The organism is Roseovarius sp. ZX-A-9 (genome assembly GCF_028369135.1).
In the GTDB taxonomy this organism is placed as follows: Bacteria; Pseudomonadota; Alphaproteobacteria; order Rhodobacterales; family Rhodobacteraceae; genus Roseovarius.
In genome coordinates this window covers 1-15,167 of the sequence record NZ_JAPWHW010000039.1, presented here as the reverse complement: position 1 = coordinate 15,167, position 15,167 = coordinate 1, and the positions used below count along the sequence as shown (strand labels likewise).

At 58.8% G+C, this 15,167-nt stretch carries 13 protein-coding genes and 2 pseudogenes; 9 read left to right on the top strand and 6 right to left on the bottom strand.

The features are described from left to right. The first annotated feature begins 154 nt into the window (after positions 1 to 154). Genes O3306_RS21570 through O3306_RS21555 form a run of 4 tightly spaced genes read left to right on the top strand, consistent with a single transcriptional unit; the run spans position 155 to position 4,098 of the window. Entirely contained in the window at positions 155 to 511 is a 357-nt protein-coding gene (locus O3306_RS21570) for a hypothetical protein (RefSeq protein WP_272011359.1), read from the top strand. Continuing rightward, complete coding sequence (locus O3306_RS21565) at positions 501 to 1,664, top strand: GlxA family transcriptional regulator (protein ID WP_272011357.1); 1,164 nt, start codon at positions 501 to 503, stop codon at positions 1,662 to 1,664. The genes O3306_RS21570 and O3306_RS21565 overlap by 11 nt, the downstream gene beginning before the upstream one ends. Continuing rightward, on the top strand, positions 1,648 to 2,424 hold the full coding sequence (locus tag O3306_RS21560) for an inositol monophosphatase family protein (protein ID WP_272011355.1): 777 nt from the start codon (positions 1,648 to 1,650) through the stop codon (positions 2,422 to 2,424). The genes O3306_RS21565 and O3306_RS21560 overlap by 17 nt, the downstream gene beginning before the upstream one ends. Next, positions 2,425 to 4,098: a Na/Pi cotransporter family protein gene (locus O3306_RS21555; protein ID WP_272011353.1), complete on the top strand. Its 1,674-nt coding sequence runs from the start codon at positions 2,425 to 2,427 to the stop codon at positions 4,096 to 4,098. A gap of 124 nt (positions 4,099 to 4,222) precedes the next feature. Here the strand turns inward: O3306_RS21555 and O3306_RS21550 are convergent, their stop codons facing one another. The 4 genes from O3306_RS21550 to O3306_RS21535 all read right to left on the bottom strand — a co-directional run bounded on the left by O3306_RS21550 (position 4,223) and on the right by O3306_RS21535 (position 7,855). After that, positions 4,223 to 5,323 carry a response regulator gene (locus tag O3306_RS21550; RefSeq protein ID WP_272011352.1) on the bottom strand — a complete coding sequence of 367 codons (1,101 nt, stop codon included), beginning with the start codon at positions 5,321 to 5,323 and terminating at the stop codon, positions 4,223 to 4,225. 43 nt (positions 5,324 to 5,366) lie between these two features. Next, the gene (locus tag O3306_RS21545; RefSeq protein WP_272011350.1) at positions 5,367 to 5,699 is read right to left on the bottom strand and encodes an Hpt domain-containing protein; all 333 of its coding nucleotides are present in this window, start codon (positions 5,697 to 5,699) and stop codon (positions 5,367 to 5,369) included. Then, entirely contained in the window at positions 5,696 to 6,673 is a 978-nt protein-coding gene (locus O3306_RS21540; protein ID WP_272011349.1) for a response regulator, read from the bottom strand. Before O3306_RS21540 ends, O3306_RS21545 begins: the two co-directional genes overlap by 4 nt. Positions 6,674 to 7,399: 726 nt before the next feature. Beyond that, positions 7,400 to 7,855 carry a response regulator gene (locus O3306_RS21535; RefSeq protein WP_272011347.1) on the bottom strand — a complete coding sequence of 152 codons (456 nt, stop codon included), beginning with the start codon at positions 7,853 to 7,855 and terminating at the stop codon, positions 7,400 to 7,402. Between the two features lie 824 nt (positions 7,856 to 8,679). On the opposite strand from O3306_RS21535, the gene O3306_RS21530 reads away from it, so the two are divergent. The 4 genes from O3306_RS21530 (at position 8,680) to O3306_RS21515 (ending at position 13,625) form a co-directional block, all read left to right on the top strand. After that, entirely contained in the window at positions 8,680 to 10,323 is a 1,644-nt protein-coding gene (locus tag O3306_RS21530) for an ATP-binding protein (protein ID WP_272011345.1), read from the top strand. 25 nt (positions 10,324 to 10,348) lie between these two features. After that, complete coding sequence (locus O3306_RS21525) at positions 10,349 to 10,780, top strand: response regulator (protein ID WP_272011343.1); 432 nt, start codon at positions 10,349 to 10,351, stop codon at positions 10,778 to 10,780. Positions 10,781 to 11,247: 467 nt separating this feature from the next. Next, positions 11,248 to 12,372, top strand: coding sequence for an aromatic ring-hydroxylating oxygenase subunit alpha (locus tag O3306_RS21520; protein ID WP_272011340.1), 1,125 nt, complete (start codon positions 11,248 to 11,250; stop codon positions 12,370 to 12,372). A gap of 134 nt (positions 12,373 to 12,506) precedes the next feature. Next, positions 12,507 to 13,625: an aromatic ring-hydroxylating oxygenase subunit alpha gene (locus O3306_RS21515; protein ID WP_272011337.1), complete on the top strand. Its 1,119-nt coding sequence runs from the start codon at positions 12,507 to 12,509 to the stop codon at positions 13,623 to 13,625. Between the two features lie 34 nt (positions 13,626 to 13,659). Here O3306_RS21515 and O3306_RS21510 read toward each other — a convergent pair. Beyond that, positions 13,660 to 14,335, bottom strand: a pseudogene (locus tag O3306_RS21510) (diguanylate cyclase); the annotation flags it as partial. Then, complete coding sequence (locus tag O3306_RS21505; protein WP_272011335.1) at positions 14,336 to 14,653, bottom strand: hypothetical protein; 318 nt, start codon at positions 14,651 to 14,653, stop codon at positions 14,336 to 14,338. Positions 14,654 to 14,724: 71 nt separating this feature from the next. Here O3306_RS21505 and O3306_RS21500 point away from each other — a divergent pair. Beyond that, positions 14,725 to 15,167 (top strand): annotated as a pseudogene (locus tag O3306_RS21500) (helix-turn-helix domain-containing protein); the annotation flags it as partial.

The following is a 15,167-nucleotide window of genomic DNA, read 5'->3' as shown; positions in this document are numbered from 1 at the left end:
AGCGCCGGGCCTGCTCAGCACAAGGGGGGCAATATTGGACGCCGATAAGGGGTCAAAGTTCAATGCCGATTGACACAGCTTGCGGCGCCGCGGAATCTCGAAAGCAGATTCACAACCAAGCGTGGGGCTGGAGGAATTGACGGAACACAAGCACATGGTCTGCCCGAAATTCATCATGCGCCTTGAGGCCGACAAGGTCGAACTGCCCTTTTACGTCGATCAGGCAATCCGGCGCGGCGTGCCTTTGACGACGGGCATCGGCTCTCGACAGGTGGATGCCAACAGCATCGGCGATATGGAAGCCGCCAAGATCGAGATCAAGCAAATCACCGAGTCCTTCATCGCCGCGCAAAAGGAAGTGGCCCGAAAGGTGGCGATGCCAGCGGATCGGTTCCGCACCCAGCCTTGGCCAAGCCAAATATACTTTGAAGATATCGCGGCAGAATCCCAGTTCGAGTTGATAGAAATCATCATTCGGACTGTCCGGGAACAGGGCGCATTTGACGCCTGACCAGCCGTCCCGCTTTCAGTCGGCACAAGGAATTGCGAAGATGAGCAAACACTATTTTTTCTCCGAAAACCCCGCCGAACCCAAGGTTTCGATTGATGCCCGCTTCGAAGTACACGTTCTTCTCACGCATGGGTTTTCCTTGTTGAGCTTTGCCTCACTGACCGATGTTTTCGATACGGTCAAACTGATGAACCCGCTTTCCGAAGTGCAGGTTCGGGTTCTTTCCGCGAACGGTGAGGAGGTCTTCGCGCGTTCCGGCCGCCGAGTGGCGCCCGATGGCGCGCTGGAGATCAGCCAATGCGCGCGTGGCGGTGGCGCCGGCCCCGATCTTTTCGTTGTCTGCTCTGGGCCGGAGATGGGCCAAAGCGAGCAGCGCGCCATGTTGAGCGTGGTCCGGCATTGCCGAAGAGCATCCGTCCCGGTCTGCGTCATGGGCTCCGCTGTACGCGCCGTTGCAATGTCGGGTCACATCTCGCGGGGCACCGACCACTGGACGCGAATCCCGGCCAACAACGAGATGGCAACGCAGGTCGAATTCAGCAATGCGATCTTTGTCGAAGATTCCAACATCACCTGCTGTTCCGGAGAGTTGGGCGCGATGGATTTCGCCCTGGACTGGGTAAGCTCGCGTGTCTCGGCAAATGTCTCTGCGCAAATTCGCAATTATCTGCTCGTGTCCTCTGCACGCAGCGCAAACCGGACGCAGACCTGTACCGTTGCGGATACGTACAAAGGCGCGCCCAAGCGGCTGCAAATAATCATCAACATGATGATTCAAAACCTTGAAGAGCCCCTTTCCACCTCAACTTTGGCAGAATCCGTCGGATTATCGACACGGCAAGTGGAGCGTCTTTTCGCGCTTCATCTGTCGACATCACCGTTGAGATTCTACCGCGCGCGCCAACTTGAGCACGCGAAAATACTGGTCGAAGACACGAATATGTCGATGACTGAAATTGCGATCGCCTGCGGTTTCTCATCCCAGTCGCGCTTTGCGCGCGTTTTTCGCAAGCAATACGGTGTCTCTGCCTCCGCGTTGCGCAGCGCCTCCTCCCCCCACGCTCATACAAATCTGCCGGGTCACCTTTGCGTGCTTGGCGGGGACAATAGCATGGAGCAATCCGGGGGCGGACGCGATGCATTCGACGTGTAATTCAACAGATCACGCTACAAACCTCGCCGAAATCGCCGCCAAGGAAGCCTTGCGTTTTTTCCGCGGGCGGCTCGGGATCGAGTTCAAAGCTGACGAAAGTCCGGTGACACAGGCCGATCGCAGCGTCGAGACCGCTGTGCGAGAATATCTGGCCCGGCACTTCCCCCAAGACGGCATCTTTGGAGAAGAACACGGTTTCCAAGGCGAGAACCGTGATCGGGTCTGGATAGTTGATCCGATCGACGGCACGCGGTCGTTCCTGTCCGGACATCCGCTGTTCGGCTTCTTATTGGGATATCTGGACAAGGGCGTGCCGACACTTGGCGTGATCGGCATGCCCGCGCTTGGTGAAACTCTGGTCGGCGTTCCGGGGCAAGGGGCGACCATGAATGGCGCGCCCATTTCGACCAGTGATGTGACCCGGCTGAGCAAGGCGGTGTTCTTTGTCAACGAGGGCGACAAGATCTATCGTGACGAACCGTCCCTCTTTGATCGCTTGATGAATGCCGGGCAAACCCGCCGCATGGGGTATGACTGTTATCCGCATGCGCTCTTGGCGATGGGCCATGTGGATGCCGTGATCGATTACGATCTTCAGCCGTATGATTACCTACCCGTATCCGCGGTGATCGAGGCCGCGGGCGGCGTGAGCACGGATTGGGACGGGCAAAGGCTGACGCTGGACTCCGATGGCCGGGTCATCTCAGCCGCAACGCCTGAATTGCATCGCGACCTGCTAGATTTGATTCACCCGGCCTGAATGGCAATCCTGACATTCCTCATCCACCTCGCCGGGGCGACGATGCTTTTGCTGTTCGCCGTCCGCATGGTGCGCACAGGAATCGAGCGCAGCTACGGCGCCTCGTTCCAACGCGTTCTGACCGCGCGGCAAAGCCTTGGCAAAGCCAGCTTCATCGGCGTCGCAATGGCAGTCGTGCTGCAAAGCTCCGGGGCGGTCGCGCTTTTGGCGTCAGGTTTCGCGGTCAGCGGTATGCTGTCCTTTCCGATGGGCTTGGCAATCGTGCTGGGCGGAGATCTTGGCTCGGCACTGGTTATTCAGGTCCTGTCTTTCCAGCTCGATTGGCTGGTTCCCATGTTACTTGCAACGGGCGGTTACCTCTTCGTCAAGACCGAGGCCAAGAAGGTACGACAGTTGGGGCGCATCTTGCTAGGGGTTGCCTTCATCCTGGTTTCACTGCGATTTTTGCGAGAGGCGATGGACCCGATCCGCGACAGCGCCTTTTTGCCCGCCATCGCGGAATACCTCGCGCGTGATTACATCACCGCCTTTCTCATCGGGGCGACACTGGCATTCGTCATGCATTCCAGCGTGGCTGCAATCCTGATGTGCGTGACCTTGGTACAGATCGGGGCAATCCCCTTTGAGGCCGGGCTGTCGCTGGTCTTTGGCGCGAACTTTGGCTCGGGCTTCATTCCGGTTTGGCTGTCGCGTAGGATGGAGATCTCGGGCAGGCGCATACCGCTGGCCAACCTCATGTTGCGCGGCAGCTGGGCCGTGATTGTCTTGGCCGCCACGAATTTCGCGCTCAGCTCCGGCACGCTGAGCCTGCCTGCGACCGGGCAGATGTTGGTCAACGCGCATCTGTTGTTCAACGGGTCGCTGCTGGTGCTCGCCCTGCCCTTTTGCCGCCGCCTGGAAACACCAGCCAAGAGGCTTCTTCCCGATCCACTGCCCGACAGCACCGAAATCGAAATGCATCGCCCCCTATCGGCGCTGGATACTAAAACCATGAGTAACCCAACACAGGCCATTTCCGGGCTCAAACGTGAACTCTTGCACATGAGCGACCTGGTCGAAGCCATGTTCCGGCCGCTCCTGACGCTCCTAAAGGGTGGAACAAAGGATCATATCCTTTCGGTGCAATCGATGGATACCGAGGTGAATGGCTGCCTGGAAAACATCCGCGCCTATGTCGCCGCGCTTCCGATGGAGCGCTACAACAAGGCGCAGGCCAAGGAAGTCCGCGGTTTGATGGAATACGCGATCCGGCTTGAAACGGCCGGAGACGTGGTCGCCAAGCGTCTGACCGTGTTGGCCGAAGAAATGCGCCGCACACAGGCACGGTTTTCAGCCGAAGGTTGGGTCGAATTGGTTAAGATACATGAAAGCATCCTGGCCAACATCAGGCTCGCCATGATCGTCCTGCTGTCAGACGACCTCGAAAGCGCGCGCCTCCTGAGCCTTGAGAAAACCGAAATCAAGCGCGCGGAAAGACAAAGCCGCAAACGCCATCTCAAGCGCCTTCAAAGCCAACGGAGTGAAAGTTTTGAAACCAGCGATATTCACCTCGAAACACTGCGTTCGTTTCGAGAGTTCAACGGCCACATCGCGTCGGTGGCCTATCCGGTTCTCTACCAAAACGGCCAATTGCTCGAGACCCGCTTGATCGAAAACATGCCAAAATCAGCCTGAGCTGAAACGGCGATATCAAAGGATTTTTCTACGCAAAAACACCGTCGGCATCCGCGCGACGGGGCATGTGCCAAACAGCTTTAGCCCCATACGGGGCGTTTTTGACCAGCAGCCGGGGCAACGGTCAGGCGTTCGTCGAATGGCTTTTGCTCGAGGGTGTCGTCGAACGGGGTGCGACCGTTTTGCGCACCCGGTCAGCAGGAGCCGAGAGCAGCTTGGAAAGCGCCCGCAAATGTCCAAAGATTGGAGGATAGCCCAGATCCGCATACAATATGTCGCGCAACTCCTCTTCGATGGTCTTCATCCCGGCGCGTTGGCCGCTCATGTCGATCGACGCCCTCAGGAAGTCCGCCGCCTGGCGCCCTGTCAGCAGTTCACGCTCGTGATATCGAAGGATCTTGACGTTGCATGACGCGCGGGAGGCCTTTTTATCACTGGCCATGAGGTCACTGATCTCATTCTTGAGCCGATCCGCCAATTCTTCCGCCTTCAGAGGTTTTCCGTTGAACTTCACATAGACGAAGACACCGTTACCGGCATAGCTGACAAGGCCCTTCGCCGCGGCCCCGGAGACCAGGCATTGCAGCAAGCCGGCGATCAGCGCATGGCGGGCAGGAAGGTTGTTGATACCACTGAGGTATGCTTGAAGCCCCTCAACCTGGAAGGCGAAGATGTGGGTCGTGCAAACGCGGGATTCGAGCCGCAGCAGATAATTCTCCAGCGTCACGAACTCGATTGCGCCGGGCACTCCCAGGTAGGGGCGCATCTCATACGGGGTTCCCCCGCTCGTCTCGCCGGGGAATTTCGCGACCTGATTTGCCGCCTCGATCGTCTCGGCCACCTGTTGACGCATCCTGTTGAGCGCGACCGCCGTTCTGATTCTGGCGCCCAGTTCCAGGCCGTCGAATGGCTTGGTCACATATTCCGTGGCACCCGCTTCAAATGCATCATTGACGGACTCGACGTCAGTGAGGGCCGTCAACATGATGATCGGCGTATTCACATGCCCGGCACGCGCCCGGATCGACTTGCATAGCGAAATGCCGTCTTCGTCCGGCATCCTGATATCCAGCAGGAAGCAATCCACTTCATGGCCATCATCCAGATGCCAACGCGCCTCGGCTGCGGAACTGCAGCAGGCGATATCAACATAACCGGCACGACCCAAGATTCCCATGAGCAGGCTCAGAACGACCGGATCATCATCAACGGCGAGTATTCTCATATTACGTCCTCTGACATGGCTGCATTCATTCACTGCCGTCGGATCAGCCCGCATCTTTGCAAATCTTCATGATCATCTGTTGCAACTCTTTCAGACCCGCCAGAAGTTCATCCAGCTCCGCACCCGCATGGTCCGGGCAGGTCTCGATTCTCTCTTCGAAATGCCGGGCGCGTTCGCCCAGGTCCCTGAAGCCAAGTGTGGCGGCAGTTCCGGTGATCTTGTGAAGCTCATTCTGAACGTCTTTCAGTGCAGATTGCGCACACCGCTCTGTCTCGATCAGTCCGATTGCGTTTTGTATGGTCTCCCCGCGCGTGCAGAGTAGCGATACAAAGCGCACCCGAATTTCCGCCAGGCGGTCTTCGAGGACATCACTCATGCTGAAACATTCCAGTACAGTTCACCCAACGGGTTTCTCTGAGAGTCCTCGTAGCTTTTCTCGGCTTCTTCCTGTGCTTCGCTCAATGCGTCCACCGCGCGTGGCCCGACGCGTGAAATCAGGCGGATCGCCGGACCGGGGTGCAATTCAACCTGCAACGGCGCACCGCCCGTCGTGTAAAGCTCCATGCTTTCCAGGATCCGGTGGACCTCGTTTACCAGCTTGGTTGTCTCCGGCCGCCAGCCGCCTTCGACGACACAGACAAAGGTGCCGTTCCCGGCATAGGCCATAAGGAAGGTCGTCCCCTCAAGCGCATCCGAGATTGCCTCGGCAACATCTGTAATGATGAATTGGAGATCGGTTGCAGAGCTGCGCTGGTGCAGCCTTTCGAAATCAACCGTTTTCAATGCGAAAACCGAGGACCCGAACAGGGATTTCCGGGAAATCTGGGCAACGTAGTTTTCAAGCACGTTATACTCGACGACCCCGGCCACCTCGACAATCGGCACCGAGTCGAAAAGATCGATCTTCTTGCCGGGCTCATTGCCGTCCGCGGCCTTCTGCGCCGATATCTTCCGAGCGTTCAGGTCTCTTTCTTCCAGCAGGCGCTCGATCATCTGAATGCGCCCGCGCAATTCGGATATTTCAAACGGCTTTGTCAGATAGTCGGTTGCGCCAGCCAGGAACGCGTCATCAATATTCTTCTTGTCCGACATTGCCGTGATCATCAGCACCGGGGTCCGGCTATAGCTCGGGTGCGCCCTGACGATCTCGCAAAGCTGGATACCGTTCGTGCCCGGCATCTGGATATCCAGAAGAATGCAGTCGAAAGTATCCTGCGAGCTTTCGGCAATGCATTGCAACGCATCGACCGCCGAAGTCGCAGTGACCAACTCATGAGGCCCGATTTGGGAAACCAATGCGTCGAGCAATTCAAGGCTCAGCGGGTCGTCATCAACTGCCAGTATCTTCATTTTCCTCTTTCCTCTTTATCGGTGTCGTTGTCTCGACATTCAATTTGGTGGTGCTGCTTGATCCTTCTAAAACCTAAGGTTGAGGCAAAAGATGGCGAGACGATGGCTCGTTTTTGACAATGCGGCAGCTATGACCCCTCCCGGCCGTTTGTCGTGTTGCTGTGTCCAAAAAGTCACGGGTCGCATTGGCAACCGGCTTGCACAGCCCCCTGATCGCGCAATCATCCTTGGGTGATCTCGACCCCGAGAACGCCATTTTCGAAGGAACGAATCAACCAAACCCAGCGCGCCGGCATCCAGGCGCTACCCCCGATCGCCACCTGCGCCAGTCGTGCTTTCCGCTGAAATCCCAATCTTTTAGCAATCAGAGACGACAAGAGCAGGACGGGAATCAACAGCCCTTCTCCCCTCCGGCAGCCGTTAAAGGCGAGCGTTGCCCCCGCCAAAAAATGACTCGCCCCTTCGCAGTTGCACGAACCGGAACAGGTCAGACATCGCGGCAAGAAGGTGGGGCCACGCTCGAAGGACAAAGGGGGGAATTTCTGACTTTGACGCACCGCTGCGCTCAACGAATCGGCAGCAGAAACTGAATGTCATTCAGCTGCGCCGAGTATCAAAGCGTTTCGCGAAGCGTCTGAAACACGTGTTTTCGTTAAACCCGCACGCCCCGTCAGCGTTGCGCGCATTTTGCCTTAGACGGATGATTCAGGTCAAAGACGAACTGCTTCAGGCGGATGCAACATATTTGGAAATCTCAAGATGCAACTCCAGCGGATCGAAGGGTTTCGAAATCACCTGCGTCGCGCCAAGCGCGATCAACTCCCGCTGGACTGCCGGTGTATTCTCGGCCGTAAGGAAGACGATCGGAACACCCTCCAAGGCGGTTATCTTCTTGATACCACAAAAAGTTTCCCGGCCGTCCATTTCAGGCATAGAAAGGTCCAGAATAATCAGATCCGGCGAGAGCGACGGCAGCTCTTTCAAGGCGGCGCCACCTGAACTGAAGCTGGTAACGCTGAAAGATCCAAGCACTTCGAGCGCCGTTTTTGCTATGGCCAGGATGTCGGAGTCATCATCAACGTGGACGACAGAAATCCTGTCATCTCCCGTTGACGGCAAAGGCTCGCGTCTCTTCAGATCATTCTCAATTCTCAAATCGGTACACCACTGGCCCAAGCTCAAATTTCGCCCCTAGGTTGAGGGCGGTAATTGAATTTCTCCATAAACCATAGGCGAGAATCCAGTGATCGGGAAGCCCCGGAGTTTGCCTTTTATGATCGGGACCGGACAGACCCGGCACAAAAGACACAAAATCAGCTTTGCCGCCCATTGGTTTCAGGACAGATAAAATTCACGGCTGTTCCGGTTCAAGATCAAAAGCAGCAGATACTCTTGAGCAGGTGCGCTTTGGCAGATCGGCAATGAACGCTCATGGAACCCATGGTTGTAGGGAAACCGGGTAGCTGTGAGCGGGCCGGGTCAAACAACCGGCTCCTTTACGTGAACGCGCCAATCGGCGAGATCCACGTGGGCGTGCCCTCAACCAGGCGCTTGAAGCAGCGGGATTTCGCCGACCAAGGGCTGCCTGCACCCAAGATTCGCGCCGTCGATGCCCCTGGCCTTCCGATTCGTTTTATCATCACGCCGGGCCGTTGGAGGAATTGCCCTCTGTCAGGCGGCTCGCGACGCAGATCATTGGCGCGAGGTCATCACAGAAAATTCAGGCGGAATCACCCCCGTCATTCGGGCGCACTATAAGGAGCGTTACCTAGCGGAAACCTTCTCTATCAGTATCAATAGCTTCCGTTAGGTCAGCTTAAGGTGCGAAAAGACGCCCAACCGGTTCAATACCTTCATCAATCTCGCTTGCGCAATGACATGCTCAGCGACACGCGACACAGCCGAATGCCCCAAAAATACCTCAATTGCTTCACCAATTGCCCATGTCTGGGGTGCAGTGTTCCAAGACACAAGGCCGGGATCACCGGTGACAAGAGGCGAACAGGATGACAAAAGTCAGATTCTCAACCAGTCACGCAGTCCTTATCGTGGCAGGCCTTAGTTGGGGGCTCGTGTTGTCCAGCAGTGGTGCATTCACCGCGTCTCCGACACTCGGATGGGCCACGGTAGTCACGTCTGCTGTCCTCATCGTGGTTTACTCCTATAAGTTGTGGATCTCGGAGAAAGCGAAGCGGGCCGCGATCGAACGCAGCGAAGAGCTTGAGCACATGCGCAACGCTGTGGACGAGCACTGCCTCATCTCGGTCGTGGACCAGAACCGGAAGGTGACTTTCGTGAATGACGGGTTCCTCAAGGCGACCGGCTACACCGCTGATGAACTCTTGGGCAAAGACCCTGTCTCTTTCCAGATCCATACCATCCCCGGCCAGCCGGAAAGGATCTCCCGGCGGTTGAAGTCCGGGCAAATCTGGTCAGGTGAGATCCGGCTCGTCTGCAAGGGTGGTGCCCACATGTGGACTCACACGACCATCAGCCCCCGGTTCGATCGAACTGGCCGCTTCATGGGGTCCACGTCGATCCGGACGGACATCACAGCAGGTAAAATCGCCGTCGAAGAACGCGAAGTGGTCTCGATCCTGGACAAGCTCCTCGACAACGTGTTCATTTTCGAACCCGATACCTATCGCTTCAAGTACATGAACCAAGCCGCGATGCGGCGGGTTGGCTGGGACAGAAGCACTTATATTAACAAGACGGTCCTTGATACCGACCCGAATTTTGACCGGGATAAGTTTGACCATCTCGTGGCTCCGCTCATGGATGGAACCCTCGACGTGGTCAATGTACGGGCCGAACTGGACGATGGAACGAACGAAATATTCGTACAATACATTCGATCGGATTCCGGACCGGGTAGTCTCGTGGCGATTTTCCGCAACATCTCAGACAAGATCGAGGTCGAGCGGATCAAGGATGAATTCATCTCGACGGTGAGCCACGAACTCAGATCGCCGATCACCTCGATCAAGGGTGCGCTTGGCCTGCTCCTCGCGGGCGCGGCAGAGGACCTCCCGGCAAAAGCGCAGAACCTTGTCTCGATTGCGCACCGGAATGCCGACAGGCTGGCCATCATCGTGAACGACATCCTCGACCTCGAGAAGATCGCCGCCGGGCGCATGGAATTTGACTTCCAGCCGAGCGATCTGTGTTCCCTGATCACGGACGCCGTCCAGATAAATTCTGGCTTCGGCAAGAGATTTGATGTTACGGTGCGGGCAGAGGGGCTCGACGAGCCAGCCTATGCCAAGATTGATACCAACAGAATGCTACAGGTTTTGACAAACCTGCTCAGCAACGCGGCCAAATTTTCGAGGCCAGGTGGCGAGGTTGTCGTATCTCTTGACAGGGAAGAAGATCACTACTGGATCAATGTCAGGGATTTCGGAGTGGGCATAGCAAAGGCCGATATCGACAAGATCTTCGACCGCTTCCGGCAGGCCGACAATCATAGCGAACGAAGCGGGAAGGGAACAGGTTTGGGATTGAGCATAGTCAAGGTGATCATGGAACAGCATGGTGGCAAAGTCATCGTCACCAGCGAACCGGGCATCGGCTCAACCTTCTCGCTCAGGTTGCCAGTTGATCATGCCGCATATGCCGGCCAGACCGATATGGCAATGGTGGGTTGAGTGATGAAAAATGGTGGTTTGAGCGATGAATGATAATACCGGACATATACCAAGGATCCTGCACGTTGAAGACGATCAGGACACACGCGAAATAACGGCGATCGCTCTGGAATTGACAGGGGCCGTCACCCTGCTGCAATGCACATCCGGCGAAGAAGCCATCGAGAAGGCAGCAGCCTTCGGGCCAGATGTCATCTTGCTCGACGTGATGATGCAGACGATGCACGGCCCCGAAGTTTTCGCGGCCTTCAGGCAGATCCCCGAAGTTTCGGATGTGCCCGTCATTTTCATGACCGGTCGGGTCCAGCAAAACGAAGTGAACGAGCTGATGTCGCTGGGCGCACTATCGGTCATCGCGAAACCGTTTGAGCCGTTGGAACTTCTCGGCACGATCGAGTCCGCCCTGCGCCGCGCACCGGCTGCCAAGGAAAGAGTACCCGCGGTCAGCGCATGCTGACCGGGGGCACCTGATCACCGGAAACCTGGCAGGTCGGGCCAGTAGCACCACGCGCCCCTTTTTCCATATCCATTGCGCCCGTTCGCGGCCCCTTCCAGCGACATTAGTTGCTGATCCGTCGCGCGGAAAATACGAAATGCTTCAGCATTTATTAGCCTTTCCCAAGGGTCGCAAACGCCGGCCTGTCCGCCCGCATCCGCGGGCAGCTTAGGCAGGCTCTAATCGGGGCTGAGGAAGTCTATACTTTCGGCCCCACCGTCAAACATGAAACTGTTCGCGCATCTGCCCCCCTTCGGGGGCCTGTCAGGATAGAGGTTTCTCATGGCCAAGGACATTGTCGCCGATCCCGCTGTAAAATCCACCTGCGCGGCGCTTTTCCTTTCGCATCACATGACAATTCTATTGACCCGGACGAGGCAGCGCATCCTAAATCCGGGTCGACCCGCCAGCAGCAGAAAGAGCCAGCCATGAAGGACGCCATTGAAGAGCTTCGCGACAATGTCGCAACCCCCTTCGAACAGGCCCGCGCGATGCCGCCTTCGGTCTATACGTCGGAGGGTTTTCTGGCCCGCGAGCTGAAAGACATCTTTGCGCAGGACTGGTTCTGCGTCGGACGTGCCTCGGCGCTGGCCGGGGCGGGCGATTACGTCACCCTCGATCTGGCGGGCCAGCCCATCATCGTGTTGCGCGACGCGCAGGGCACGCTCAAGGCGATGTCGAATGTCTGCCGCCACCGCATGTCCACCCTGCTCGAGGGGCGCGGCAACACCCGCAGCATCGTCTGCCCCTACCACGCCTGGACCTACAACCTGGATGGAACGCTGCGCGGCGCCCCCGCGATGACCCGTAACGAAGGCTTTTGCAAAACAGACTACAAACTGCCCGATATCCGTTGCGAGGAATGGCTGGGCTGGGTGTTTGTCACACTCAACCCCGACGCGCCCGCCGTCGCGGCGCAACTGGCCAAGGTCGAGGATCTGGTCGGCGATTTCGACATGACCGCCTACACCGAAACCTTCTTCGAGACCCATATCTGGAACACCAACTGGAAGGTGCTGGCCGAGAACTTCATGGAAAGCTACCACTTGCCGGTCTGCCATGCTGGCACCATCGGCGGTCTCAGCAAGCTGGAGGAAATGGTTTGCCCGCCCGGCGAGGCGGCGTTCAACTATCACACCATCCTCAAGGACGACACGCTCAAGATCGCGTTGGCGCATCCCTCCAACACCCGCCTCGTCGGCGAGCGCCGTCGCACCACATACCTGCTGGCGATCTATCCCAGCCTGCTGATCACGCTCACGCCGGGCTATTTCTGGTATCTCACGCTGCATCCGCATGGGGTCGGCCAGGTGCGCATCGGCTTTGGCGGCGGCATGTCCGACGACTACGCGGGCGACGCCAATGCACAGACCCATTTCAACCAGCTCAAGACATTGCTGGACGCGGTGAATGTCGAGGACAAGGGATGCACCGAAAAGGTCTATCGCGGGTTGTCGTCAGGGGCGGCCACGCCGGGGCACCTGTCGCATCTCGAACGGCCCAATTACGACTTTGCCCAGTATATCTACAGCCGCATCGCGCGCGGTAACTGACAGCACCGGGCTCATGGCACATACGCGCCTGCGCAAGCTCCACGCCGCCCATGCCCGCCGGTCGCAGACGCAGGGCGTCTGTATCCGGCGCGCCCTCGCCCCATGCAAAGCCACCTCATATGGAGTTTCAGGAGATGACTGATCATTGCGCCACCCTACGCCACGATCTTGCCGCCTGCGCCGCCGCCCCCGCGGACGCGCCGCGCGGCCTGCCCGGCCAGGCTTATGTCGATGCTGATTTTTTCGCCCATGAATGCGCCACCGTGCTGCGCCGTGGCTGGCACTGCGTCGGGCGCGCGGACGAACTGCCGCAGCCCGGCGACTACCTGACCCTCCAGCTTCTGGACGAACCGGTCGTCGTGGTGCGCGATGACACGACGATCCGGGCGCTGTCAAATGTCTGCCGCCATCGCGGCATGCCGCTGGTCGAGGGGCGCGGCAGTGCCAAGCGTTTTGTCTGCCGCTACCACGCTTGGACCTATGGCACTGACGGGGCGCTGCTGCGCGCGCCGCGCATGGAGAATGCAGGCTTTGACCCCAAATCCTGCCGGCTGCCCGAGTTCCATTGCACCCAGCGGTTCGGCTTCATCTATGTCAGCCTCGCCGATCAGCCGCCCGACATCGACGCCGAGCTCGCCGGCCTTTCGGACGTGATCGGCCCGTATCGCCCCGAGGAGTACCGCATCGTCCACTCAGCCCAGGAGGTCTGGAACTGCAACTGGAAATGCCTGGTCGAGAATTTCATGGAAGGCTACCATCTGTCGGTGGTGCATCCCGTGACGCTGCACGGCTATACCCCCACCGGCCTCAGCCGCAAGGGCCCCAACGGGCCCGGCTTTACCAGCTATTTCGCCAATTACCCCAATAACATCCCCTCGCGCGGTGCAGGTGCGCCCGGCCTCGACGAGGCGGCACGCAACCGCTCCAGCCTGTTTGCCGCCTTCCCCTGCCAGGTGGCCAGCGTCGCGGCATCGCTGCTGGTATCACTCAACATCCTGCCGCTGACGGCCACCTCGATCGAGGTGCGCTGGACCATGTCAGTCTATGGCGACGAACTGGACGACGAGACGATCAGACAACGCATCAGCCTGTGGGAAGAGGTCAACCGCGAGGACCGCGAAAAACTGGAGGCAATGCAGGTGGCGCTGGGATCGACCCACGCGACCGGCGGCCCGCTGGCCGGCGAGGACTATGAGGGCACGGTGCACGACTTCCTGCTCTGGCTGGCGCGGCAGGATGCGATGGCGGCCTGACCGCCCTGCCCTTTTCGCCGCGGTTATTCCGGGCCGCGGCATGCCCCATCGTGTCATTCACCGCCTTGAAGAAATCGAGGTCCACATGCATCAACGCGAAATCCTGTTCGCTGTCGATCAACCGCTCCAGCAGGTAAATGGCAGCGCGCCGGTTCTTCAGGCCTGTCAGCTGATCGGTATAGGCCTTTTCCTCGGCGGCGATCATCGCCCCCTGCAGCCGCAGGTTCAGCGTGCGCGACGCCTCCATCGCGGCGGTCTTGGCCTCCATCAGGTAAAGCATCTCGATGGTCAGGTCGGTGGCGGCGAAATCGGCGCTGGTCAGGTTGAACGCCCGGACCGCCTCTACCACCGAGATGCCAAATGACAGGTTCACCACGGCCCCCCCCGCGCGGCCCGATGGCACCCGCCTCGGGGCCATCCGCCTCTGGCAGCGGCACCACCACTGCCTTCAAATCGGCGCGCGTGGCCCCACGCATCTGCAGATGCAGCTTTTCCCCCGCATGCTCGCGCAGGGCCGCCATCGTGCCATCGATGCGTGGGCGCCTGATCTCGAAAAGCTCGGTAAACCGGCTGCCCGGCGCCGCACCCTCGGGGTCGAGTCTGCGCAAGGTCGGCCCCGCATGCACGATATGCCCCGTCCGGTCGAGCACCAGGTGCATCGGGCAGAGCGTGTCGAGCAGCTTGGTAATCGGAAACTCCTGCGCCTGCATCTAACTTGCCCTCGCGCCCAGATCGAACCGACGGCCACTGGCATGGGCAATGCTCAGCAGCTTGATCGTGATGATCTCGTGGCCCGCGCGCCCGCCCCTATGCTCCAGCAGGACCAGCGCGCCGTAATCATCGGCCAGGGCCCGCAACAGGCCAACGATCACATGGCCGAAACCGGGGTGCCGCGCCCGGCAGGTCAGGCTGAAAATGCCGGCGGCATGTTCGCGCAGCTCCAGCTGTAATCGCCGGATGTAATCTCCCCAAAACCGCCGTTTGAAAATTCCCCAGTCGTGAGCGGCAGGGTCAATTCCGAACTTCAATTATTCGGAATTGGCGCTGACGCGGGACATGAGGCCTGATGCTCCGAACGGAGAGTGACAGGGGCAGGCAGGTGAAGGGACTGAGGGAGATCGTTTTGATCCATGATTTGAAAAAGCAGGGGCTCAGCATTTCCGCGATCGCGCGGAAGGTGGGCTCTGATCGCAAGACCGTGCGGAGATACCTCGACCGTGGGCTGGAGGCGCCGGTCTACGGGCCGCGCCAACCGCGGGCGCGGGTGATTGAGCCTTATGAGCGCTATTTGCAGGAGCGGGTTCAGGCGTTCCCCGATCTCAGCGGCGCGCGCCTTCTGCGCGAGATCCGGGAATTGGGCTATGACGGCGGTTATACTGCGGTGACGGACTTCCTGCGCGAGGTGCGCCCGGCCAGGCCGGCGCAGTTCGAGCGGCGGTTCGAGACCCCGCCGGGCAAGCAGGCCCAGGTCGATTTTGCCGAGTTCACGGTGGAGTTCACGGACGAGCCCGGCGTCGTGCGTAAGGTCTGGCTGTTCTCGAT